The 19,726-nt window shown below is 48.6% G+C and carries 19 protein-coding genes; 8 read left to right on the plus strand and 11 right to left on the minus strand.

Annotated features, from left to right (window positions below; translation table 11 throughout):
- The first annotated feature begins 86 nt into the window (after positions 1-86).
- The 3 genes from BBD42_RS06540 to BBD42_RS06550 all read left to right on the plus strand — a co-directional run bounded on the left by BBD42_RS06540 (position 87) and on the right by BBD42_RS06550 (position 1,967).
- Positions 87-302, plus strand: coding sequence for a hypothetical protein (locus tag BBD42_RS06540; protein WP_099517514.1), 216 nt, complete (start codon positions 87-89; stop codon positions 300-302).
- 175 nt (positions 303-477) lie between these two features.
- The gene (locus BBD42_RS06545) at positions 478-1,128 is read left to right on the plus strand and encodes a futalosine hydrolase (RefSeq protein WP_099517515.1); all 651 of its coding nucleotides are present in this window, start codon (positions 478-480) and stop codon (positions 1,126-1,128) included.
- On the plus strand, positions 1,125-1,967 hold the full coding sequence (locus tag BBD42_RS06550) for a 1,4-dihydroxy-6-naphtoate synthase (protein WP_099517516.1): 843 nt from the start codon (positions 1,125-1,127) through the stop codon (positions 1,965-1,967). The genes BBD42_RS06545 and BBD42_RS06550 overlap by 4 nt, the downstream gene beginning before the upstream one ends.
- 61 nt (positions 1,968-2,028) lie before the next feature.
- Here BBD42_RS06550 and BBD42_RS32555 read toward each other — a convergent pair whose 3' ends face one another.
- Complete coding sequence (locus BBD42_RS32555; RefSeq protein ID WP_257790767.1) at positions 2,029-2,160, minus strand: hypothetical protein; 132 nt, start codon at positions 2,158-2,160, stop codon at positions 2,029-2,031.
- A 286-nt stretch (positions 2,161-2,446) separates the two neighbouring features.
- On the opposite strand from BBD42_RS32555, the gene BBD42_RS06555 reads away from it, so the two are divergent.
- Positions 2,447-3,274 carry a hypothetical protein gene (locus tag BBD42_RS06555; protein ID WP_099517517.1) on the plus strand — a complete coding sequence of 276 codons (828 nt, stop codon included), beginning with the start codon at positions 2,447-2,449 and terminating at the stop codon, positions 3,272-3,274.
- A gap of 124 nt (positions 3,275-3,398) precedes the next feature.
- Here the strand turns inward: BBD42_RS06555 and BBD42_RS06560 are convergent, their stop codons facing one another.
- From BBD42_RS06560 to BBD42_RS06590, 7 genes are all read right to left on the minus strand, one after another.
- Positions 3,399-4,415 (minus strand): hypothetical protein, encoded by a 1,017-nt coding sequence (locus BBD42_RS06560; protein WP_099517518.1) that lies wholly within the window; start codon positions 4,413-4,415, stop codon positions 3,399-3,401.
- An 18-nt stretch (positions 4,416-4,433) separates the two neighbouring features.
- Positions 4,434-5,423, minus strand: coding sequence for an aldo/keto reductase (locus BBD42_RS06565; protein ID WP_099517519.1), 990 nt, complete (start codon positions 5,421-5,423; stop codon positions 4,434-4,436).
- 208 nt (positions 5,424-5,631) lie between these two features.
- Positions 5,632-6,453 (minus strand): AraC family transcriptional regulator, encoded by an 822-nt coding sequence (locus BBD42_RS06570; RefSeq protein ID WP_099517520.1) that lies wholly within the window; start codon positions 6,451-6,453, stop codon positions 5,632-5,634.
- A 395-nt stretch (positions 6,454-6,848) separates the two neighbouring features.
- On the minus strand, positions 6,849-7,109 hold the full coding sequence (locus BBD42_RS06575) for an HPr family phosphocarrier protein (protein ID WP_056032013.1): 261 nt from the start codon (positions 7,107-7,109) through the stop codon (positions 6,849-6,851).
- Between the two features lie 45 nt (positions 7,110-7,154).
- On the minus strand, positions 7,155-8,525 hold the full coding sequence (locus tag BBD42_RS06580; protein ID WP_099517521.1) for an MFS transporter: 1,371 nt from the start codon (positions 8,523-8,525) through the stop codon (positions 7,155-7,157).
- Positions 8,526-8,563: 38 nt separating this feature from the next.
- Entirely contained in the window at positions 8,564-10,840 is a 2,277-nt protein-coding gene (locus BBD42_RS06585; RefSeq protein ID WP_099517522.1) for a glycoside hydrolase family 3 C-terminal domain-containing protein, read from the minus strand.
- A gap of 306 nt (positions 10,841-11,146) precedes the next feature.
- Positions 11,147-13,669 (minus strand): GH39 family glycosyl hydrolase, encoded by a 2,523-nt coding sequence (locus tag BBD42_RS06590; protein WP_099517523.1) that lies wholly within the window; start codon positions 13,667-13,669, stop codon positions 11,147-11,149.
- A 197-nt stretch (positions 13,670-13,866) separates the two neighbouring features.
- Here BBD42_RS06590 and BBD42_RS06595 point away from each other — a divergent pair, with 197 nt between their 5' ends.
- Positions 13,867-14,223 (plus strand): DUF1304 domain-containing protein, encoded by a 357-nt coding sequence (locus tag BBD42_RS06595; RefSeq protein WP_056032024.1) that lies wholly within the window; start codon positions 13,867-13,869, stop codon positions 14,221-14,223.
- A 133-nt stretch (positions 14,224-14,356) separates the two neighbouring features.
- On the opposite strand, the gene BBD42_RS06600 is transcribed toward BBD42_RS06595, so the two are convergent.
- Positions 14,357-15,115, minus strand: coding sequence for an MBL fold metallo-hydrolase (locus BBD42_RS06600; RefSeq protein WP_099517524.1), 759 nt, complete (start codon positions 15,113-15,115; stop codon positions 14,357-14,359).
- A gap of 118 nt (positions 15,116-15,233) precedes the next feature.
- Between BBD42_RS06600 and BBD42_RS06605 the strand changes: the two genes are divergently transcribed.
- Entirely contained in the window at positions 15,234-15,647 is a 414-nt protein-coding gene (locus BBD42_RS06605) for an Lrp/AsnC family transcriptional regulator (RefSeq protein ID WP_099517525.1), read from the plus strand.
- 127 nt (positions 15,648-15,774) lie between these two features.
- On the opposite strand, the gene BBD42_RS06610 is transcribed toward BBD42_RS06605, so the two are convergent.
- Complete coding sequence (locus BBD42_RS06610) at positions 15,775-16,836, minus strand: NAD(P)-dependent alcohol dehydrogenase (RefSeq protein WP_099517526.1); 1,062 nt, start codon at positions 16,834-16,836, stop codon at positions 15,775-15,777.
- 216 nt (positions 16,837-17,052) lie between these two features.
- Here BBD42_RS06610 and BBD42_RS06615 point away from each other — a divergent pair, with 216 nt between their 5' ends.
- Positions 17,053-17,445 carry a MerR family transcriptional regulator gene (locus BBD42_RS06615; protein WP_099517527.1) on the plus strand — a complete coding sequence of 131 codons (393 nt, stop codon included), beginning with the start codon at positions 17,053-17,055 and terminating at the stop codon, positions 17,443-17,445.
- Positions 17,446-17,662: 217 nt separating this feature from the next.
- On the plus strand, positions 17,663-18,832 hold the full coding sequence (locus BBD42_RS06620; protein ID WP_099517528.1) for an MFS transporter: 1,170 nt from the start codon (positions 17,663-17,665) through the stop codon (positions 18,830-18,832).
- A gap of 87 nt (positions 18,833-18,919) precedes the next feature.
- Here the strand turns inward: BBD42_RS06620 and BBD42_RS06625 are convergent, their stop codons facing one another.
- Positions 18,920-19,699, minus strand: a complete 780-nt coding sequence (locus tag BBD42_RS06625; RefSeq protein WP_099521497.1) for a squalene/phytoene synthase family protein — start codon at positions 19,697-19,699, stop codon at positions 18,920-18,922.
- Positions 19,700-19,726 lie beyond the last annotated feature (27 nt).

Genomic DNA, 19,726 nt, shown 5'->3' on the forward strand with positions numbered 1-19,726 from the left:
TGCAACAGGCTGCTGGCTGGTCTATCATAACGCTAGGGCATACCGCCTTTATAAGGTTTAATTTTAATGGGCAAAGGAGTCTGAGGATGGCGATAAATCGTAAATTGATAACGGATGCGGATTTCGAGGAGGCACTCCAGCGGGAGCTTCGGCTTCGCGTCTTTGAAGATGATTATATTGTGTGCTCCGGCGGAAACATCGTCCGTTTCGACGATACGCAGGTCGTCATTCAGACGAGCGTCAGCGATATTACTTATTTTTCCAGGGATCAATGCGAGTTTTTTGAAATGAAACGCAAATAGCCGCTTGCAGCCGGGAAAGCGCTCGCCTTTCCTTTTCGTCTGCAACCGTACTATAATTAAGTAATAAGCTTGGAAAAAGCAACAACCCTAGCTTTTCGCAGCATTATGCGGCCGTAGATGCAATCTACTCCCGCATGATGGTGCGAAATTTTGCCGTTAAAGGAGATTGCGCCTGATGGACGCTGGCCCAAACATTTTAATTATGACCCCCGTCACAGCTGAGAAGGATGCGGTTTGTCGAGGCTTGCAAAACAACCCGCGCTTTCATGTGGCAGAAGCCGGAGTTGGCCCAGCTGAAGCCGCTGTCCGCACGACACTCGCTCTCGCACGGGGCAGCTATGATCTCGTCATTTGCATGGGAATCGCCGGAGGCTTTCCCGGCCGAGCAGCCGTTGGCTCGCTCGTCATAGCCGATGCCATTATTGCCGCCGATCTCGGAGCAGAGACACCGGACGGCTTCAGCAGCTTGGATACCCTTGGCTTCGGTTCTTCTGCAATCGAGGCTGGCGCACAAGCCTCCGCTTTAGCCGCAGCACTCGCTCAGGCTGGTCTTGCTGCAGCGCTGGCCCCCATTTTAACGTTGTCGACCGTCACCGGAACTGCCGCCACCGCCCAAGTGCTGAGCGAGCGCTTTCCTCGCGCCGCCGCTGAAGCGATGGAAGGCTTTGGCGTTGCAACAGCTGCACAAAGCTTTGGCATTCCCGTACTTGAAATTCGCGCCATTTCGAATGCGATCGGCCCAAGGGACCGCAGCGCATGGCGAATTGGCGAAGCTTTGCAGGCTTTGGAAGCTGCGGGCTCCACACTATTGGAGGTGCTTGTATGAAAATCGCTTTTTCTCCATGTCCGAACGATACTTTCGTCTTCCACGCTTGGGCGCACGGGCTTATCCCGGATGCACCAGAGCTGGAAATTACGTATGCCGATATCGACATTACCAATCGTCTGGCAGCCAGCGGCGACAGCCCGCTTGATGTGCTGAAAGTTTCCTACGCCGCCCTCCCTTGGGTGCTGGAAGATTATGCGCTGCTTCCATGCGGCGGTGCGCTGGGCAGAGGCTGCGGCCCGCTCGTCCTGACAGCTGGAAGCCGCACGGATGCGGCAGCATTATCAGGCAAACGCGTAGCGGTGCCAAGCGACCGTTCCACCGCTTACTTGCTGTTCAGGCTTTGGGCCGCGAAGCACGTTCCCGGCGGGGTCGGCGATATCGTCATCATGCCGTTCCATGAAATTATGCCTGCCGTTCGCGACGGACATATCGATGCTGGCCTTGTCATTCATGAAGCGCGCTTCACGTATCCAAGCTTTGGCCTATCCATGATGACGGATCTTGGCAGCTGGTGGGAATCGGATACGGGACTGCCTATACCGCTCGGTGCCATCATCGCCCGCCGCTCGCTCGATTTGCCCGCCATCACGAAGTGGATTCAGGCTTCAGTCGCTTATGCATGGGCGAATCCGGAAGCGCCTCGCGATTACGTCATGCAGCACGCCCAAGAGATGGACGCTGCCGTAGCGAAGGCGCACATTGATCTATATGTGAATGACTTTACCGCTAATCTCGGCGATAGCGGATATGAGGCGATTACGACGCTGCTGAATCGCGCTGCGCAGGAAGGGCTCGTGCCAGCCATCGATCCTGAGCTGCTGAAATTTCAGCCTTAGTTTAGGACAGGCTATTGTTACGTGTGACGCATAATCGTTGTGAAAATATGGGCTCGTCGATTTACGTCCCGATATCCTGATCGGAATCGTCCCATTTTTTCGAATACGCTTTTTTCGTCACCCAAAGTGTCATCCATGTCAGCAATATAACGATTAAGCCTGAAAAAATCCAAACGCCTATAGGCACATTCATTCGCTGCTTCCTCCCTTTCGTCTCTTTTCCTACTATCATACAGGAGAATCGGCGGGGGGAACAGTCCTTCCGAAAGAGCTTGACGAATGCCCTTCCTTTTAGTATATTTGGAAATAATTATTTGAATAGCAGCGGCTTACGATGGAAGCACCCGTAAGAGAAGACGCCTCAGGCGTCCTTCTTGCGGGTGCTTTTTTGCGTGCATTCGGGACTAAGCCCTTTATCGCTGCCCTTCAACGTCTTTCTTTTCCACTTCATTTCCACCATTTTAAAGGAGGGCTCCATTATGTTTATTTTCAAGCCGCTGCATCTGTTCACTGCTCTAATCGCATTATCCTTATTTCTGACGCTGCCATCACTCTCCACCGCTGCCACGTCGCTTTTGCCTTTTTCGCCCACCGTTCAGACGGCCTTTGACAAACTGACCACGAATGCTGACTCCGCATCAGCCTCCCAGCTCAAGAAGCAATACGACAGCCTGCTGTCCGCCCAGCAACAGGAAGACGCTTGGGAAGGCAAAATTACCGCCAGCCATTATCGCAATGAAGAAGCGCTTGTTGCCGTTCGGCAGCGCATCAAGCAATTGAATGCGGAGAAGCTTGCCCAGCTGGCAGCTGACGTTAAGCAGACGAAAGAGCATTATCAGCCGCTATTTGAGCTGTACGCTTCGCTGCGCAAGCAGCAGGAAGCCGCCAAGCTGCTGCAAAGCAAGGAGCTGAATGCCGTAATAAAGGCGCAGCTGGAGCAAACGAAGCAAGCTGTCCAGCTCGCCAAGCTGGATATTAGAAATAAAACCGAGGCCTACAGCAAGCTTAAGGCCGCTACTGTGCTGAAAGCGAAGCAGACGCGAGCCATATTGGAGACTGCTTCCTCGCAGCGTATCAAAATCCGCTCCGCCAAAAGCAGCATATCCAGCAGCCGCAAGCTTATTACGGCCGAGGGCAAGCTATTGACCCAAGCTGTGAAGAAAGGCGATGCCGCATCCGCTTCGCGCTCCTTCGCTAAGTTGCTGACGCTGCAGCAAAGCATTCTGGATAAAAAGCAGGCGATCAACAGCAGCGAGGAGCAGATCGCCGCTATTATTACGAAGGCGAATACACTGCTCTCTTCATAAGGCGACGTCCAATTATTTATATCCATAGCAAACACCCCTTAGAATGTCATCGAGCTAACCAGTTGGTTATCCCATGTTTATTCTAAGGGGTGAATTTCATCCTATTTGTTGTTTAATGGGACGCTTAAATAAATGGTCTGCGGTCCAATACCAATTGCAGGGGCCGATCCGTAAGGACAAGTTCTGGAACCAGCTGTTGAATGACTGCAAGGCCGCTTACAGCGCCGCAGAGCGAATGCAAATCTTCGAACGGCTCTGCTGGCGATTGTTCGCCCAGCTTCTCGATATAGGCAAGGAAAGGTGCAGCCGATTCCCGAACAACAGCAAGCACTTCCTCGCGGCGATAGGACGTTTGCTTCAGGCAGCAGCCCAGCACGTATACCCAATCGATTTCGAAAAAGGAAAGCTGCTCCTTCGGCTGCTCCCACCGCTCGCTGTGGAACAAGGCGATGCAAGTATCGACCAATGCCTCCACATAAGGAATAGACTGCTCGCGATAAGCCATATTAAACAGGTAATGAAAGCTGCCAGCCAAGTGATGGAAGAGCGGCGCACCGCGCAGCTCGCCATCTCCATCAACAATGCAGCCTTTGCGCCATAAGCCCGTTGCCGGATCAGCCTGCTCCTTTAACCAGTCGAAGTACCAGGCTTCCCACGCAGCGTCTACTTCCTGCGCGAGCACCAGACTTGCGAAGACGCCGGAGCCCTTCTGCGATTCTCCCCAAGGCTGCTGTACCCAATCCAGCTGCTCCAGCAATTCGTAAAGCCCAGCTTTGCTTCTATAGGCTGCAAATTGCTGAAGCGGATAAAGTGGCTTGCCATCAAAAAGCTCCAAAGCCGATATTGCGAACGCCGCGCTATGCAGCTCATTATGGTAAAGCCCGCGGAACATGCCGCTGCCTTGCTCCTGAAAGCTTTGCAGCGCCTGCTTCCATGCGGATTTCTCCGCTTCTGCTTCCGGCAGCCCGTTCACCGTGTATAGCAGATTGGCGGCATCCGCCGTCCCATAGACATCGCTCCGGCCTGCCTGCTTGTCCGCATGAAGGAAGCGTTCGTAGAACATCCCATTCGCATCCTTGGCGAGGTGAGCATCAAGTGTCAGCAGCACCCGATTGATGAATGGTTGCGCCTTTATAGCCATTGCCTCATCCCCCTTTGCCTATTGCAAGATCTGATCGATCAGCGCCAGCTCTTCATCGGTGAAATGAGCAACAGCAAGCGCCTGTACGGCATCTTCAATCTGGCTGACTTTGCTGGCGCCAATAAGCGCGGAAGTCACGCGTCCGCCACGCAGCACCCATGCCAGCGCCATTTGCGACAGCTTCTGGCCGCGGCCAGCTGCCATTTCGTTCAACTTGCGCAGCTTAACAATAAGCTCATCGGTAATTTCCTCTGGACGCAGAAACACGCTTGGGCCAGCCGCACGCGAATCTGGAGCAATGCCATTCAAATAGCGATCGCTCAACATCCCTTTCGCAAGCGGGGAAAATACGATGGAGCCAATCCCCTCTTCCTCCAGCACGTCCAGCAAGCCATCCTCAACATGGCGATTAATCATGGAGTAGCTCGGCTGGTGAATCAGACAAGGCGTACCCAGCTGCTTCAAAATGCGCGATGCCTCACGCGTCTGCTCCGGCTTATAGTTGGACAACCCAACATACAGCGCTTTGCCTTGGCGTACAATGAGATCAAGCGCAGCCATCGTTTCCTCCAGCGGCGTATTTGGATCTGGACGGTGATGATAGAATATATCGACATAATCAAGTCCCATGCGCTTCAAGCTTTGGTCAAGGCTCGACACCAAATATTTTTTGGAGCCAAAATCGCCGTAAGGCCCTTCCCACATGCCGTAACCGGCTTTCGTCGAAATAATTAATTCGTCGCGGTAAGCCCCAAAGTCGGCTTTCAAAATGCTGCCGAACGTTTGCTCAGCAGAGCCCGGAGGCGGTCCGTAGTTATTCGCCAGGTCGAAATGCGTTATGCCAAGGTCGAATGCCCGTCTAACCATTTCTCTGCCTTTCTCTACGGAATCAATACCGCCAAAATTATGCCACAGCCCTAACGAAATAGCAGGCAGCTTCAATCCGCTTCTCCCACTGCGATTATATGTCATAGTGTCATATCGATTATGACTTGCCAAATAGCTCATTCATTTGTTCCTCCTCAGGTTTAATATAAACCTATTGTAGCGGGAAACGACTATGAATCCTATGTCAGCAAGGATGATGTTTATGGAATAATGTCCTTTTTTAAAATATAGGGAGTATATGGTTTTCCCATCCGTTCTCTATACTTCTACGCGCAGCAGCAGCTTTGCCGCCAAAGGACGGCTTCAGCCGTTTACGTTTGTAAAATAACTATTCAAAATTGCGTGGAGGTGTTCCCTTTACTTTTTTGAACATTTTAGAAAAAAGCAGCGCATCTTGATACCCTACGGATCGCGCTACCTCACTGATGCTGTAGATGCCCTTCCCTAACAGCTCACAAGCTTTATTCATCCGATAGTTAAGCAAATACTGCTGCGGCGGCATGCCCACAGCCTCTTTAAACAGAAAAGACAAATATTTGCGATCCAGGCCGAGTACGTCAGCGAGCTGCTCCATCGTAATTCGTTCACTGTAATGGGCGTGCAGAAATTCCATGCTTCGGTGAATGTAAGCTTCCTGCTTGCGTGCGGCATTGCTGCTATTGCTTTCCGTTAAAGGAACAAGCTCGACAAGCAGCGATAAAAACTCATACAAAATGGCTTGAAGGCGCAAATCACTGCTGGCTTGGTGGGATACAGCTTCCGTCAACTGGTCATACAACGTCGGCATCAGCTTCATATCCATGGGAAATACGGGGTTTTCTGGCGTAATCGATGTCCGGGCGATGATTTGGGCAGCCTGCTCTCCAAAAAAACCGATCCAGGAGTACGTCCACGGGTCCTTCTCGTCCGATTCATAAGAAATAAGCACCTGTGGATAAATGAGGAAGGCTTGTCCGGCTGTAAGCGTGTAGGTTTTGCCCGCCACCTTCACAGTCCCTTTTCCTTTATGAATGAAATGCAGTTTAAAGTTTTCCCTTACGATTGGCCCTATGAGATGGCAAGGCTTGCATGCCTCTTTGCCCCAATAAAGCAAATACATATCCGGGCCATCACGAAAGGGACGCTCCGGATTATACTGAAACACTGCCATGATGACCTTCATCCCTCTCTACGCTATCTTGCATCGTGATGTGGCGAACGTCTGCTGCAACAGGGCAATACCACTCATGATTTCTCTATATAAAAACAGCCCCTATACTGGGGGCGCTGCTTTTTGGATGCTTTCCGATAATAATAGCACAGTTTTCAAACATCTGACACAATTAAACGGATGCAATTTTTTAATAATAAATGCCCTTTTCAGCCTTAGCTTTTCACATGATTGAATGAAATTACACCGTATTAAACTATGTTTAATTAATAAAATATCATTTTCATGCGATTTCAATTAAATTCACTAAAAAAAGCAGGGCGAGGTTTTCCTCTCCCTGCTTTTATCGTTTTTTACTGTGCCGTTTACTCTGCTTTGCTGACCCGGAGCATTCCTTATTCGTGACCTTCGAATAAAGCGGCTAATTTCTCAATCGCCTGATCCTCGTCCGGACCTTCAGCCGTGAGCTTGATCGGCGTGCCCTTCATAATATCGAGCGCCATTAGGCCCAAAATGCTTTTGCCATCGGAAATAATGTTTTTCGCTTGCCAAATGACGCGGATCTCGGATTCGAAGGAAGACGCAAGCGTCGTGAATTCTTTTGCAAACAAGACATTGAAGCCGTTTTGCTTCGTTAACGTATCATGCGATTTCATCTTTGTCAGCACCTTTCATTCAGAGTATGTGTTTGCAGCTTCGTATTAAGCTTTTTTAACAGCTTTCAATTCAGCTACAATTTGCGGATACAATTTATCCAGCTTGTGGAAATACAAAATGACCATCTGCAATACCCCTAAAATAATCGGCAAATAAATAAACATGAAGTGAATCGCGCTGCTTGCGGAAGAGCTGATTGTCTCTTGTCCTCCGATATATCCGCCAATCGCCAGCCCCCAGCCAATAATAGCTGCGCCCAGACCGCTGCCCGCTTTCGTACCAAAGCTTCCTGCGCTGTATACGAGTCCTTCCGTACGCACGCCTGTTTTCCATTCGCCGTATTCTACGGTGTCGGCCAGCATGGCGAAAATCGTACCAAGAATTGGCGTCATGCCAAGCGCCTTGACCACCAAACCAACAATTACAAAGGTAACATTCGTTGGATCCATTAATATAATCAGCGAGCCTAAAATCATAATAAAGCTTCCGACAAGCGCCACATTCCGTTTGCCGTACTTCTTGATAAGCGGAGCAATCAAGAACAAGCCGACTGCAATAGGAATCAATCCGGCAAAGCTTAGAAGGCCCAGCAGCTCAGCATCATTCAACATGTACTGTGCGTAATAAATATTCAAACCATTCATGCCGTAGTTTGTGTAAACAGTGACAGCGAATAGCAGCATAATCGCCCAATATTTATTGCGGAATAGCGCTCCCAAGCCTTGCTTGAACGGGATTTCTTTTTGCGACACGGAAGGTTTTACGCGCTCACGTGTCGATTTAAAGGTAATGAAAAACATAATGAGAGATAAAACGCCATAAATCGTGAAGGTCAAAATCCAGCCTTTTTCGCCGCCGCCAAATGCTTTAACAAGCGGTTGCGTCGCGAAGCTGACGCCGATCGCCCCTGCAAGCGCGCCAAGCATACGAACGATATTGAGTACCGAACGCTGATAGCCGTCCTGTGTAACAAGCGAGTTCAACACCCCATATGGAATGTTAATAAACGAATAAATAAAATTCATGAGCAAATAAGTAACATAGGCATACACGAGAGCTCCGCCGGGTCCGACATCAGGGAACGTAAAGAGCAATACGCCTGATGCGGCGAATGGAACCATCATCCATAGCAGCCATGGACGAGCTTTGCCATGCTTATTTTTCGTTTTGTCTACCAATGCCCCTACACCGACGTCAAGGAAGGCATCCAATATGCGGGCAATCAGCATCATCGTTCCGATTGCGCCTGCGGCAAGTCCCATTACGTCCGTATAATAATACGTTAGAAACGTAGCCGCACCTGTAAAGATAAGGTTGCTGGCTGCATCACCAAAACCATAACCAATTCGTTCTGACCATCTTACTTTATGGTACGCGTCATCTTGAACGCCGCTTGCTGTCTGATTCGCACTCATCGCACATTCTCCTCTTGTACCTAGCTTTAAACGCTAATTTATAAGCTGTTCAGCTCTTTAATTAATTGGTCAAGCATGTCTTTGGTGAAGCCATCGCCGCCGAAAGCCATCAAGTTGCGAAGCGGCATGTATTGCATCATTTTGACCATCATTTCCGCATGGGCATCATCTTCATCAACGCCGCCGAGCGGACTGTTCTCCTGGAATTTCTTCATATATGGCTGCAAAATGACAGTCGCTTCTTCATTGTTATACAAGTCGCCCAGTGTCGTATTTTGCGTATAATGCTTTTTCAATTTAACGGTAGATTCAACGGCAAGCGTCGCTTCAAGAACGATTTCCTGCGAGGAATGCCCGATCAAAATCGCGAATTCGCCGCTTTCCACATGCCAATCCTTAATATCCACATTGTAGTAGGCGAAAGAACGTTTATTGAGCACGAAGCTTACCGTTTTTGTCTCGCCAGGCGCGAGCGCAACCTTTTTAAAGCCCTTCAGCTCTTTCTCTGGGCGAATAACGGTGCTTGCTACATCCTTCACATAAAGCTGCACCACTTCTTTGCCTGCAACGCTGCCTGTATTGGTCACATTGACCGTTACTTCTACCTCATCTGTATCCTTGATGCTCGCCGCGCTTAGCTTTAAGTCGCTGTAAGCAAACGTCGTGTAGCTCAGGCCATATCCAAACGGGAACAGAACATCGATTTCCTTCTTGTCATAATAACGGTAGCCTACGAAGATGCCCTCTTTATATTCAACGCGGTCGCCTTCGCCCGGGAAGTTCAGGAATGAAGGGTTGTCGCTAAGCTTCAGCGGGAACGTCTCTGCCAGCTTGCCGGAAGGATTCACTTCTCCAAACAACAAGTCTGCAACGGCTCCGCCAACGGCCTGTCCACCCAAATAACCTTCAAGCACAGCATCGACTTGATCCAGCCATGGCAGCAGTACTGCTGATCCATTGAGCAGCACAACTACGACGCGGCCTTGAACGCTCGCAACGGCCTCGATCAGCTTGTTTTGATTTTCAGGCAGGTTCAGATGCTCACGGTCATACCCTTCTGATTCATAACGGTCAGGCAATCCGGCAAAAATGACCGCAACCTCCGCCTCGCTTGCAGCGCGCTTCGCTTCTTCAATCAACGCTTCATCAATGGCATCATCACCTGCGTGATAGCCTTGCGCATAAACAACTGCCGATGCATCGCTAACGAGCGCCTTAATTTCTTCAACCGGGTGATCCAGCTTTGTCGGTACGATATGCGAACTGCCGCCGCCTTGGAATCTTGGCTTCTCGGCAAAAGCGCCGATAACTGCTACACGGCTGTTTTTCGCAAGCGGAAGCAAACCGCCTTTATTTTTCAGCAAAACCATGCTCTCGCTTGCAACGGTTCTTGCCAATTGGTGATGCGCGTTTTTGTCATACGCTGCATCCTTGACTTTCTCATCGACCGATTTGAAAATAATGCGAAGCAGGCGCGTTACCGCACGATCCAAAGCTTCCTGCGTCAATGTGCCGTTGCTGATCGCATCAAGAACCTTCTTCTCGCCTACGCCGTTGCTTGCTGGCATTTCCAGCTCCATGCCTGCCGCAAGCGAAAGATCGCGCTCATTGACTGCGCCCCAGTCAGAAACGACAAAGCCCTCATGGCCCCACTCATCCTTCAAAATATCAGTAAGCAGCTTCACATTCTCGGATGCAAATACGCCATTCACTTGGTTGTACGAGCACATAACCGTCCAAGGCTGCGCTTTCTTCACCGCTCCCTCGAAGCTTGCCAAATAAATTTCGCGAAGCGTACGCTCGTCAACAACTGCATCCGTCGACATGCGGCGATGCTCCTGATTGTTGACGGCGAAATGCTTCAGCGACGTTCCGACGCCTTGGCTTTGCACACCGTTGATATGGCCTGCTGCCATCTCGGAGGACAAATAAGGATCTTCGGAAAAATATTCGAAGTTGCGGCCGCAAAGCGGGGAGCGTTTAATGTTCACGCCTGGCCCAAGCAAGACGGCAACATCTTCCGCCTGGCATTCTTCACCAAGCGCAACGCCGACTTTGCCGATCAGCTCTTCATCCCATGAGCAGGCAAGTCCAGCTGCAGAAGGGAAGCACGTTGCCGGCACACTGTCGAAAATGCCCAAATGATCCGCACCTGTTTGCTGCTTGCGCAAGCCGTGTGGTCCATCGGTTACCATAATGGAAGGGACGCCTAGACGTTCGACACCCTTCAAATGCCAAAAATCAAGCCCCGAGCATAGTCCCGCTTTTTCCTCCAGCGTCATTTGAGCTACGATATCCTGAATGTTTCTCGTCAATGTAAAAACCTCCAATTCGATATAAGTGATGATGAGTACCTGTTCTACCCCACAGAAAAAAATGGATGACTACGAAGCATAACTTGCTCCTATCCCCATTTCCTTATCAACTAATTTTAAGTATAGTGCGTTTGTTTAGCGCTTTCCTTCCCTCGTTTCATTGAAAACAATGTCACTTTTTATGATTATCCTTTTGCCTCTTTCTTACTCTTTCAAAAAGAAAATAAAAAAGGCCATATGTCCGCCGCTTGCTGCAAAAAAAAGACCTCCGCCGATTTCACAATCAGGCGAAGGTCTTTCTGCTTTTTATATGGAATTGTGCTGCCATTCCCGTTTAATCTCCAACAGCTGAACCTCATGCGGCGCAAGCAGGCCCTTCAGCGTCAACACATCTCCCGCTGTTTCGGTGCGCATATGCTGCTTCGGCACGCTGCACTGGTTCAAATAGTCAATATCCGAAGGCATCAGCTCGGCGGGCGCTCCCATCCGCAGCCATTCATCGTAAGAGCTGCCCGATTCCCGGTTAATCGTATGCCGGTGTATGCGGTAAGCGCCTGGCTCCAGCCCTTCCAGCTGAATAGTCAGCTCCAGTTGGTCGTTATGATTAAAGACGGCATACCGATGATGCGGCTGAATGCCTGAAATATCATTTTTGAGATACATCTGGTCAAAATGGGCGTAATGGAACAGCAGCAGCTGATATGTGCCATCCTTCGACATCGTCAGGCAGTAGCCATCGCCGCGGTCAAGCAGCTTGCAGCCCAGCTTGGCAAGCAGCTCGTAAGCATAGAAGGCCGCTTTTTTGAGCCCATTATTCGTAATCATGCCAAGTCCGCCGTGGAATATCTCCTGCGGCAGCGGCAGCTCCTCCAGCAAATCCGTTACTGTCCAGTAACCTAGACTGCTTACTTCATCGAGCGTTTCCACGATGTTTTTGGCAATGTATGCGGCTTTGAAGCAAGTATCATTCGTCAGCTCCCGATGATGGGGCGTTGCATTCCATTCCGTCACATGCAGCTCGGTGCCCGTCCATCCAAGCTCCAGCAGCTTGCGTTTCACCTTGCCCAGCATTTTGGGAACATAGTCCTCGCCCGCGTAGCGGAAATCGCTGATTTGGGGCACTTGATCATGCTCTGACTCCGTTACCGCATATTCAATCGGGTACATATGAATGGTGATAAAATCAGGCAAGCATTCATGCTCGGTGCAATAAGCCAAATATTTTTCCATCCAATAGCTGCGATCCACGATGGTGTCTCCCTGCATGCATGGGCCGCCAATCTGCACCTGCGGGTTTACGCGCTTAATCGCTTTAAAGCTCGCTTCATATAGTTCCAGGTATCGTTCAAAAGGATCTGGCCAGAACAGACCGCCATCCGGCTCGTTCCAAAACTCAAAGCGCCAGCTGCTTACCTCGGCACTGCCATAACGATGGAGAAGGTGCTGAATGAACGCTTCCATCAGCGCGGTCCAATGCTCCATCTCATTAGGCATGCTCATGTAGCTTTTTTTATGAAAGAAAAACTTCGACTGATCTGCAAAATCGCCCGGCATAAAGCCCAGCTCGAAGAAGGGACGCAGCCCGATGCTCCGGAAAAAATCAACCACCTGATCGACATAGCCGAAGCTGAACAGGGGCTTGCCGTCCGGCCCCAACCGCGCCACCATCATTTCGTCATCAAAGATGCCGTGGAAGCGAATATATTGAAAGCCAATGGCTTGCTGCACCATCCGCAAATGCTGCTGGACGGGAGCAAACAACGCTTCCTTCGCCTTGCCGATCGTACATAAGCTGCGCCAAGTATGCTTCAGTGTCCGCCCGCTGCCAGAGGCACGGATTTGTACCGAGCGGCAGATAGAGCCCTGATCAGCAGCGGCAATCGTTCCAGCGCTCGCTTCCGTTGGCAAATATTTAAACAAGCTGATGTAAGCATTTTCCCGGTCAAAAGCCAAGTAATTGTCGCTGGAGGGCTCGGACAATTCCGCCTCAGGCAAATGCTGCCCGCGATGGCCGCGATATTCCGTCGGCGTCATTTGGTAGACCGCTTTGAACGCCTTATGGAAAGCTTTCAAATTTGGAAAGCCGCTGTCCAAAGCGATTTTTATAATTGGCTCCTGTGTCGTCAGCATCGCCTTGACCGCATGCTCCAGCCGAATGCGCGTAATATAAGTACGGAACGTCACACCCATGCTTTTCTGAAAGAAGCTCGATAAATAGGAGACGGAGAAATTTTCACGCTCAGCCAGCTCATTCAGCGTCAGCGGGCGATTGTAATGCTCCTGAATGTACTCGTTCAGGTGGAGGAGCCGCGCCATCGTACGGCGATTGATTGGGTACTCCCGCTTCTCCTGCGTGCTTCTGAATTTGCGCAGCAGCAAATAAATCAGCTCCAGCAGCAGGGAGCGGACCTTAATTTCATAGCCATATCCGGCTTTATTATAATTCCACATAATGGTGGACAACAGCGTACGCACTTCAATAAACTTCTGCTGATCGCCTTGAGCATGCCAGCAGGAATTGCACTCAAAGGCGGTCTGCTCCGTGTCCACCCCCTGCTCGCGCAGGAAAGAATCCGGAATTTGCAGCGCCAGCAGCAGATTTTCCTGATCCGATTGTATCGTATGAATGTCATTGCTATTAATAAGGATAATATCCTCTTCATTAAGCACGAAAGGCTTGCCTTGTACAGCAATGATTGCCTTGCCCTTAAGCACGAACAGCAGCTCCATGCTGTCATGCCAATGATTCGGGACGTATCTGACGTTATGAAAAAAAATATGCAGCGGAAGCTCATGATCCGTCTGAATGATTTCATAAGTATGGTCCATCTATGTCCTAACCGCCTCGTCCATTTGACCTTTTGCTATGTATACTCAACGTATCACCTGCTCACAGCACTGTCAAATCCAGTCATGCGAAGATAGCGTAAAAGCATAATCTGCGCTTGATTGTAGAAGAGGTTAGGAGTAAGATGGGTAGGGATCATTTTTCCCAATATTTGAGTTTATTTCAGGAGGGTATCCTTATGTTAGCTGCTATATTCGTTGCCCTTGTGGCTGCCGAGCATTTGTACATATTGGCTATGGAAATGTTTTTGTGGACGAAACCTCGGACGCGCAAAACATTCAATTTGACGCCTGAGTTTGCTGAGCAAACCAAGTCGCTTGCCGCCAATCAAGGATTATATAATGGATTTCTCGCCGCTGGCCTGATTTGGGGCCTTGTGCATCCGAATGCCGATTTCGGCTATCAAATCCAGCTGTTTTTCCTCATTTGCGTACTCGTTGCTGCATTGTACGGCGGTCTTACGACTAAACGCTCCATCTTGGTTATGCAGGGGCTGCCTGCGCTAATTGCGCTGCTGCTTGTGCTGTTTACCTAGAGCGGGCGGGCTGCTGGTTGCAACAACACCCAGCTTTTGTACCAGCAGCCCAGCGAATGCAACTGAAAAAAATCTCCAGCTTCGCTATAACAGCGACAGGCTGGAGATTTTTTGATGTTCATAAGCCGCATGATTAACTAATAATCGTTTCGCCGTCCTCTGGCACGAGGATTACGCCGCTTAGCCCTTTGCCTGCTGCATATTCGCGCAGTTCCGGTCTGGACAGCATGCAATGATTGACCGCCCCCATATGGGAGGAGATGATAACCGCCTGCGGCGCCGCGAGATGCGCATAATATATATCTTCCTTCGTCATCAGGATGGGACCCCCTTGTAAAAACTGTGCGGCGCCGCCATTCACGACGATGACTGACGGTTCGTACTTCTCGATTGCCGCTTGCGTCTCCTCGCACCAAATCGTATCTCCCGCCACATAAAGCGTCTGCTCCTGCGCATGCTGAAACACGATTCCCGACACCTCGCCCATACGCTCGCCGATTTCCCCTGTGCCGTGCCGTCCATAGGTTCGGCTGAGGCTGACTTCCCCGAGCTGTGCCGATGGTGTGAAAATCCGCACCTGCTCAAAGCCTTTCTCGCGAATCGCTGCCGCATCATGCTCGTTTTGGGCAAAAATCACCATGTCCTTCGGCAGAAGCTCCGCCGCCGCCTGATCAAAATGATCCACATGCAAATGCGTAACAATAACAGCATCAACAGGGAGCAGTTGCTCCGCTGGGAAGGGCAGCTCGACCGTCGGATTAAACTGCTCTTGGTTAGCTGTATTGGGGAAAGGCCGATAGGTGCCTTTGGGCGCCAAGAAAGGGTCGATCAAAAAGGCAAGGCCGCCGTAATTTATTTTCAAAGTTGCATTGCGGATTTGAGTTATTTGCATATGCTGTTCCTCCTTTAATCTTGCTCTTTAATAGGTTACTATCTAAAGAATGGCATGAACATAGAAGCAATCACTCAAATCGCACCAAACACTTGATTTTTGAAAGAGGTTGTCGCTTATGCTGGATCATACGGATAAACGCATCATTGAAGAGCTGTCGAAAAATGGCCGCATCTCGATGAAGGAGCTTGGCCAGCTCGTTCATTTGACTGGACAGGCTGCTGCGAATCGTGTCAGCCGGCTGGAGGAAGAGGGATTTATCGAGGGTTATACGATACGCCTGAATCAGGAGAAGGCGGGACTCCCTGTCCATGCCTTTATCCAAATTTTTATGCATGGATTGTATCATGCTCCCTATATAGCGTTTGTACAGCAGCAGGCAGCTATCATTCATCATTATAAAACGGGCGGAGACAGCTGCTATATGATGGAATGCCGCTTTCCTTCCAATGCCGCGCTTGACCAGTTTCTCACGGAGCTAAATGAGCATGCCAATTACAGGCTGACGATCGTCATTAATCAGACGCTTTAAGCTAAAATAACCATGCAATGGAAGCAGCGGTAGACTGTTCCTTGTAAAAGGTTCCTCGTAAAATGAAAAAAAAGCCCTTATTTTGAACAAAATTTGTTCAAAGCGAGGGCTTTTTATTAATTGAAAATTACAAAGTAGAGATATCAATAACGAACCGATAACGCACATCACTTTTGAGGACACGTTCATACGCTTCGTCGACTTGGTCTGCACGGATTACTTCAATCATTGGAGCAATGCCATGTTCAGCTGCGAAATTGAGCATTTCCTGGGTTTCACGAATTCCGCCAACGAGTGAACCGGCAATGCTGCGGCGGCCCATAATTAATGAAAACACTTGATACTGGTCTGGTTCAGCCGGTGCGCCAACATTTACAAGTGTTCCATCAATGCGAAGCAGAGATAAATACGCATCAACATCCAGATTTGCCGAGACGGTATTTAAGATCAAATCAAAGCGGCCTGCTAATTGCGCAAAGGTAGCGGAGTCACTTGTCGCAAAATAATAATCTGCGCCAAATGCCAATGCTTCCTCTTTCTTATGATTAGAGCGGCTCAATACGGTAACTTCAGCACCCATAGCATGAGCGAATTGAATGGCTACGTGACCAAGACCTCCCATTCCCACAATGGCAACCTTCTTGCCTGGGCCAGCTTTCCAGTGCTTTAAGGGAGAAAATGTAGTAATGCCTGCACATAATAGCGGGCTTGCCACATTCATATCCAGACTGTCTGGTATACGGACTACGAACCCTTCGGTTACAACGATTTTTTGGCTATATCCACCGTATGTTGGATTGCCGTCGTAGTCTAGCCCATTATAGGTATTGATGACACCTTTCGTACAATATTGCTCCTCGCCACTGAGGCAGTATTCGCATTGTCCGCAGGAATCAACAAAACAGCCAACGCCTACGCGGTCACCAACAGCATATTTGGTCACTTCTGTTCCTACTGCTTCTACAACTCCGGCAATTTCGTGGCCAGGAACCATCGGAAAGATTCCACCGCCCCATTCTCCGAATGCACTATGAATATCAGAATGGCAAATGCCGCTAAACTTAATATCTATCAGAATATCATGGGGCCGTAATTCTCTACGCTCAATAGTAGTCTTTTCAAACGGTGCCCTTGCATTTGATACACTCAGAACATGTGTCGTAGTCCTATTATTATCAATATTGCACATAAGCGATCACACAATCCTTTCCTACATATCCACTTATTTTTCATGCCTTTAAAATTCACAAGACCAGCTTAACCCTTAAAGTTGACTTTAAAGCAAGGGTTTTTCCCGAAATTTTTTTTTCGTTAACTAAACGAGTTGCATTAAAGTCCACTTTAAGGTCTATAATAAATGGAATGAACTCGATCACAACTATCCGTAAAAATGATGGAGGTTATAATGGCATTTTATATTAAAGAAGCAGCTGAAAAGGTAAATTTGCCTACGCATACACTCCGCTATTATGAACAAGAGGGTCTTTTGCCTTTTATAAAAAGAGATGAGCATGGAAATCGCATTTTTGACGACAACGATTTATTATGGTTGGATCTGATTGTATGTTTACGAAAAACGGATATCCCTCTCTCCGAATTGCGTTCGATTGTGGAATTAACAAAAGCAGGAGACAGCACAGCCGCAGAGCGCAAACAAATATTGGAAAAACATAAAGAGAAAATGATGGAGAAACAACGAGATTTGGATAGCGCCTTTATAAAAATAAAAGCGAAGCTAGCATTTTACGATGAAATAGAAAAGAAATTCAACGAAGAAAACATGCCATTCGAAGCTTAATGAAGAACTGCCTTCATACGATTTTGGTTGTAAAAAAGCCGTTTGCCCAATGATGTTGGGAAAACGGCTTTTTGCAGTATAAGGCTGGGATTTGCTTCGCAACCTAGTCTGGCATCACAGCTGTCAGTTAAAAATGTTGCTTGACTTAAAGTCGACTTTAACCGTTATTATGACCTTGTTTAGCAAATAAAGAACAAAGGCAGGAGAAAAATTTTTGATGGATAAAAGAAACCGTTTCTTTATATTTATATTGACCCTAGGTGTTTTCGGCATCTTAAATACGGAAATGGGCATCGTCGGGATATTGCCTCTAATTGCTGATCACTTTCATGTCAGTGTATCCAAAGCAGGGCTGCTAGTGAGTCTGTTCGCCCTTGCTGTTGCCATATCGGGACCCACTATGCCGTTATTATTTTCGGGCATCAATCGCAAGAAGGCCATGCTGCTTGTACTAGGCGTCTTCGTTCTGGGTAACCTGGTCTCCATTTTCGCTTCAAACTTTGCCATTCTAATCATTGCGCGTGTCATTCCAGCCTTTTTACATCCCGTCTATGTCACAATAGCTTTGACAGCAGCAGCTGCCTCCGTTAGCAAGGAAGACGCTCCAAAAGCTACTGCCAAAATATTTATGGGAGTAACGGGAGGGCTAATACTCGGTGCGCCTATCTCTAGTCTTATTGCTAGTACAACTTCACTTGAGATGGCAATGTTATTTTTTACGATCGTAAATGCGATAGCGTTTATTGCTATATTTCTATTTGTGCCCTCTATGCCCGTTAAGGAAAAACTCTCTTATGGATCTCAAATACGTGTATTAAAAAGACCAATTATTTGGCTATCCATCGTTGGGGTTATTTTTATGAATGCAGCGATGTATGGTGTTAGCAGTTACCTTGCAGTGTACCTGGAGACCGTCACGAATGTGCCTGCGAAAACGATCAGTTTCATGTTATTCATATTCGGTGGCGCAAGTATAATAGGAAATATCGTCGCAGGAAAGCTGCTTACTAAAAACGCCTTAAAATCAGTAGCCTCTTTTCCATTCGTATTAGCAGCCGTTTACATCCTATTGCTGTTATTGGGACAGTTCACTGTACCTATGGCTTTCGTTCTTTTTGTTTTTGGAATAGTCGTGGCTTTAGGCAATAATATTGGCCAATATTGGATTACGTCTGCCGCCCCAGAAGCTCCTGAATTTTCAAATGGCTTGTTTTTAACCGCTGGCAACTTAGGGGTAACCGTCGGGACGTCTATAGGAGGATTATTTATTTCGGGAATGGGTACGCCATACGTCGTAATAGGTGGATTCCTGTTTTTGATATTGAGCGTAATATTAATTTTACTGAGAATATACATGCATAGTCCTGCAAAACAGCTTTCCTCATAAGAATGAATATAAAAATAGCCCGCAAGCAGAAGACTTTTCACAAAAGTCATTCTCCTTGCGGGCTATTTTTCAACTCACAGGCAATGGTCAGTTCAATCGGTTAACCAGCTTGAGCACCGCATCGCGCGTCAGCTTGTTGCCGCCAGCAGCAATGAGGTTCACGGTTGCATGAGCCAGCGTGAGCGGAATCTTGCAGAAGCTTAGAGCTGGACCCTTCTTCAGTTCTGCGATATACGCATCCGCAACCTTCAGATTGCGGCGTGTATACGCCAGCATTTCCTTCGGCCCCCAGCCATCTGGATAAAAGTCCACGCCCCGCTCCAAATCCTCGTCGCGGTTGCGAAGAATATTGACGGCTTGCAGTCCACGGCCAAAAGCAACTGCCTTCACCGTATCCGATTTCGTTCCATCAAACCATAACCAGATTTCCGACAGCATCTCGCCTACCATCCCAGCTACGCTGTATGTATAACGGTCGAGATCCTCCTCCGTATGGATGTGCCAGCCTTTTTCTACCCATTCTGCCATTTGCTTTGACATCATCGCAATATAGCGATAGATGGTGCGGGCAACAGTCGACGGACATAGCTCCGCCCATTCATTTACCCGCATAGATACAGCTGGCAATACATCCTCATAGGGAGACAATAGCTTCTGTGTGGCTTCTGTTACATCAGGAGACTGGAAAGCTTCTTCCATTCCGACGAGCAGCTTGACTTTCAATTGGTCTGAGATGTCGTTATGATCCTCTATTTCATCAATAGCCCGCATACACAGATATGCAGCTGCTACAGCTTCCTTCAAGCCAGACTCCAGACGGCTGATAGGAATATAGAAAGTCCGGCTTGTTTGCTGCAGCATGGTCATAGCATCATTAAGGACGACGTTAGTAAT

The organism is Paenibacillus sp. BIHB 4019 (assembly GCF_002741035.1).
GTDB lineage: Bacteria > Bacillota > Bacilli > Paenibacillales > Paenibacillaceae > Pristimantibacillus.

What these genes read in the sequence shown, in the direction of transcription:
- BBD42_RS06540 (WP_099517514.1), top strand. Translation starts at nt 87, where the DNA reads ATGGCGATAAATCGTAAATTGATAACGGATGCGGATTTCGAGGAGGCA.
- BBD42_RS06545 (WP_099517515.1), top strand. Translation starts at nt 478, where the DNA reads ATGGACGCTGGCCCAAACATTTTAATTATGACCCCCGTCACAGCTGAG.
- BBD42_RS06550 (WP_099517516.1), top strand. Translation starts at nt 1,125, where the DNA reads ATGAAAATCGCTTTTTCTCCATGTCCGAACGATACTTTCGTCTTCCAC.
- BBD42_RS32555 (WP_257790767.1), bottom strand. Translation starts at nt 2,160, where the DNA reads ATGAATGTGCCTATAGGCGTTTGGATTTTTTCAGGCTTAATCGTTATA.
- BBD42_RS06555 (WP_099517517.1), top strand. Translation starts at nt 2,447, where the DNA reads ATGTTTATTTTCAAGCCGCTGCATCTGTTCACTGCTCTAATCGCATTA.
- BBD42_RS06560 (WP_099517518.1), bottom strand. Translation starts at nt 4,415, where the DNA reads ATGGCTATAAAGGCGCAACCATTCATCAATCGGGTGCTGCTGACACTT.
- BBD42_RS06565 (WP_099517519.1), bottom strand. Translation starts at nt 5,423, where the DNA reads ATGAGCTATTTGGCAAGTCATAATCGATATGACACTATGACATATAAT.
- BBD42_RS06570 (WP_099517520.1), bottom strand. Translation starts at nt 6,453, where the DNA reads ATGGCAGTGTTTCAGTATAATCCGGAGCGTCCCTTTCGTGATGGCCCG.
- BBD42_RS06575 (WP_056032013.1), bottom strand. Translation starts at nt 7,109, where the DNA reads ATGAAATCGCATGATACGTTAACGAAGCAAAACGGCTTCAATGTCTTG.
- BBD42_RS06580 (WP_099517521.1), bottom strand. Translation starts at nt 8,525, where the DNA reads ATGAGTGCGAATCAGACAGCAAGCGGCGTTCAAGATGACGCGTACCAT.
- BBD42_RS06590 (WP_099517523.1), bottom strand. Translation starts at nt 13,669, where the DNA reads ATGGACCATACTTATGAAATCATTCAGACGGATCATGAGCTTCCGCTG.
- BBD42_RS06595 (WP_056032024.1), top strand. Translation starts at nt 13,867, where the DNA reads ATGTTAGCTGCTATATTCGTTGCCCTTGTGGCTGCCGAGCATTTGTAC.
- BBD42_RS06600 (WP_099517524.1), bottom strand. Translation starts at nt 15,115, where the DNA reads ATGCAAATAACTCAAATCCGCAATGCAACTTTGAAAATAAATTACGGC.
- BBD42_RS06605 (WP_099517525.1), top strand. Translation starts at nt 15,234, where the DNA reads ATGCTGGATCATACGGATAAACGCATCATTGAAGAGCTGTCGAAAAAT.
- BBD42_RS06610 (WP_099517526.1), bottom strand. Translation starts at nt 16,836, where the DNA reads ATGTGCAATATTGATAATAATAGGACTACGACACATGTTCTGAGTGTA.
- BBD42_RS06615 (WP_099517527.1), top strand. Translation starts at nt 17,053, where the DNA reads ATGGCATTTTATATTAAAGAAGCAGCTGAAAAGGTAAATTTGCCTACG.
- BBD42_RS06620 (WP_099517528.1), top strand. Translation starts at nt 17,663, where the DNA reads ATGGATAAAAGAAACCGTTTCTTTATATTTATATTGACCCTAGGTGTT.
- BBD42_RS06625 (WP_099521497.1), bottom strand. Translation starts at nt 19,699, where the DNA reads ATGACCATGCTGCAGCAAACAAGCCGGACTTTCTATATTCCTATCAGC.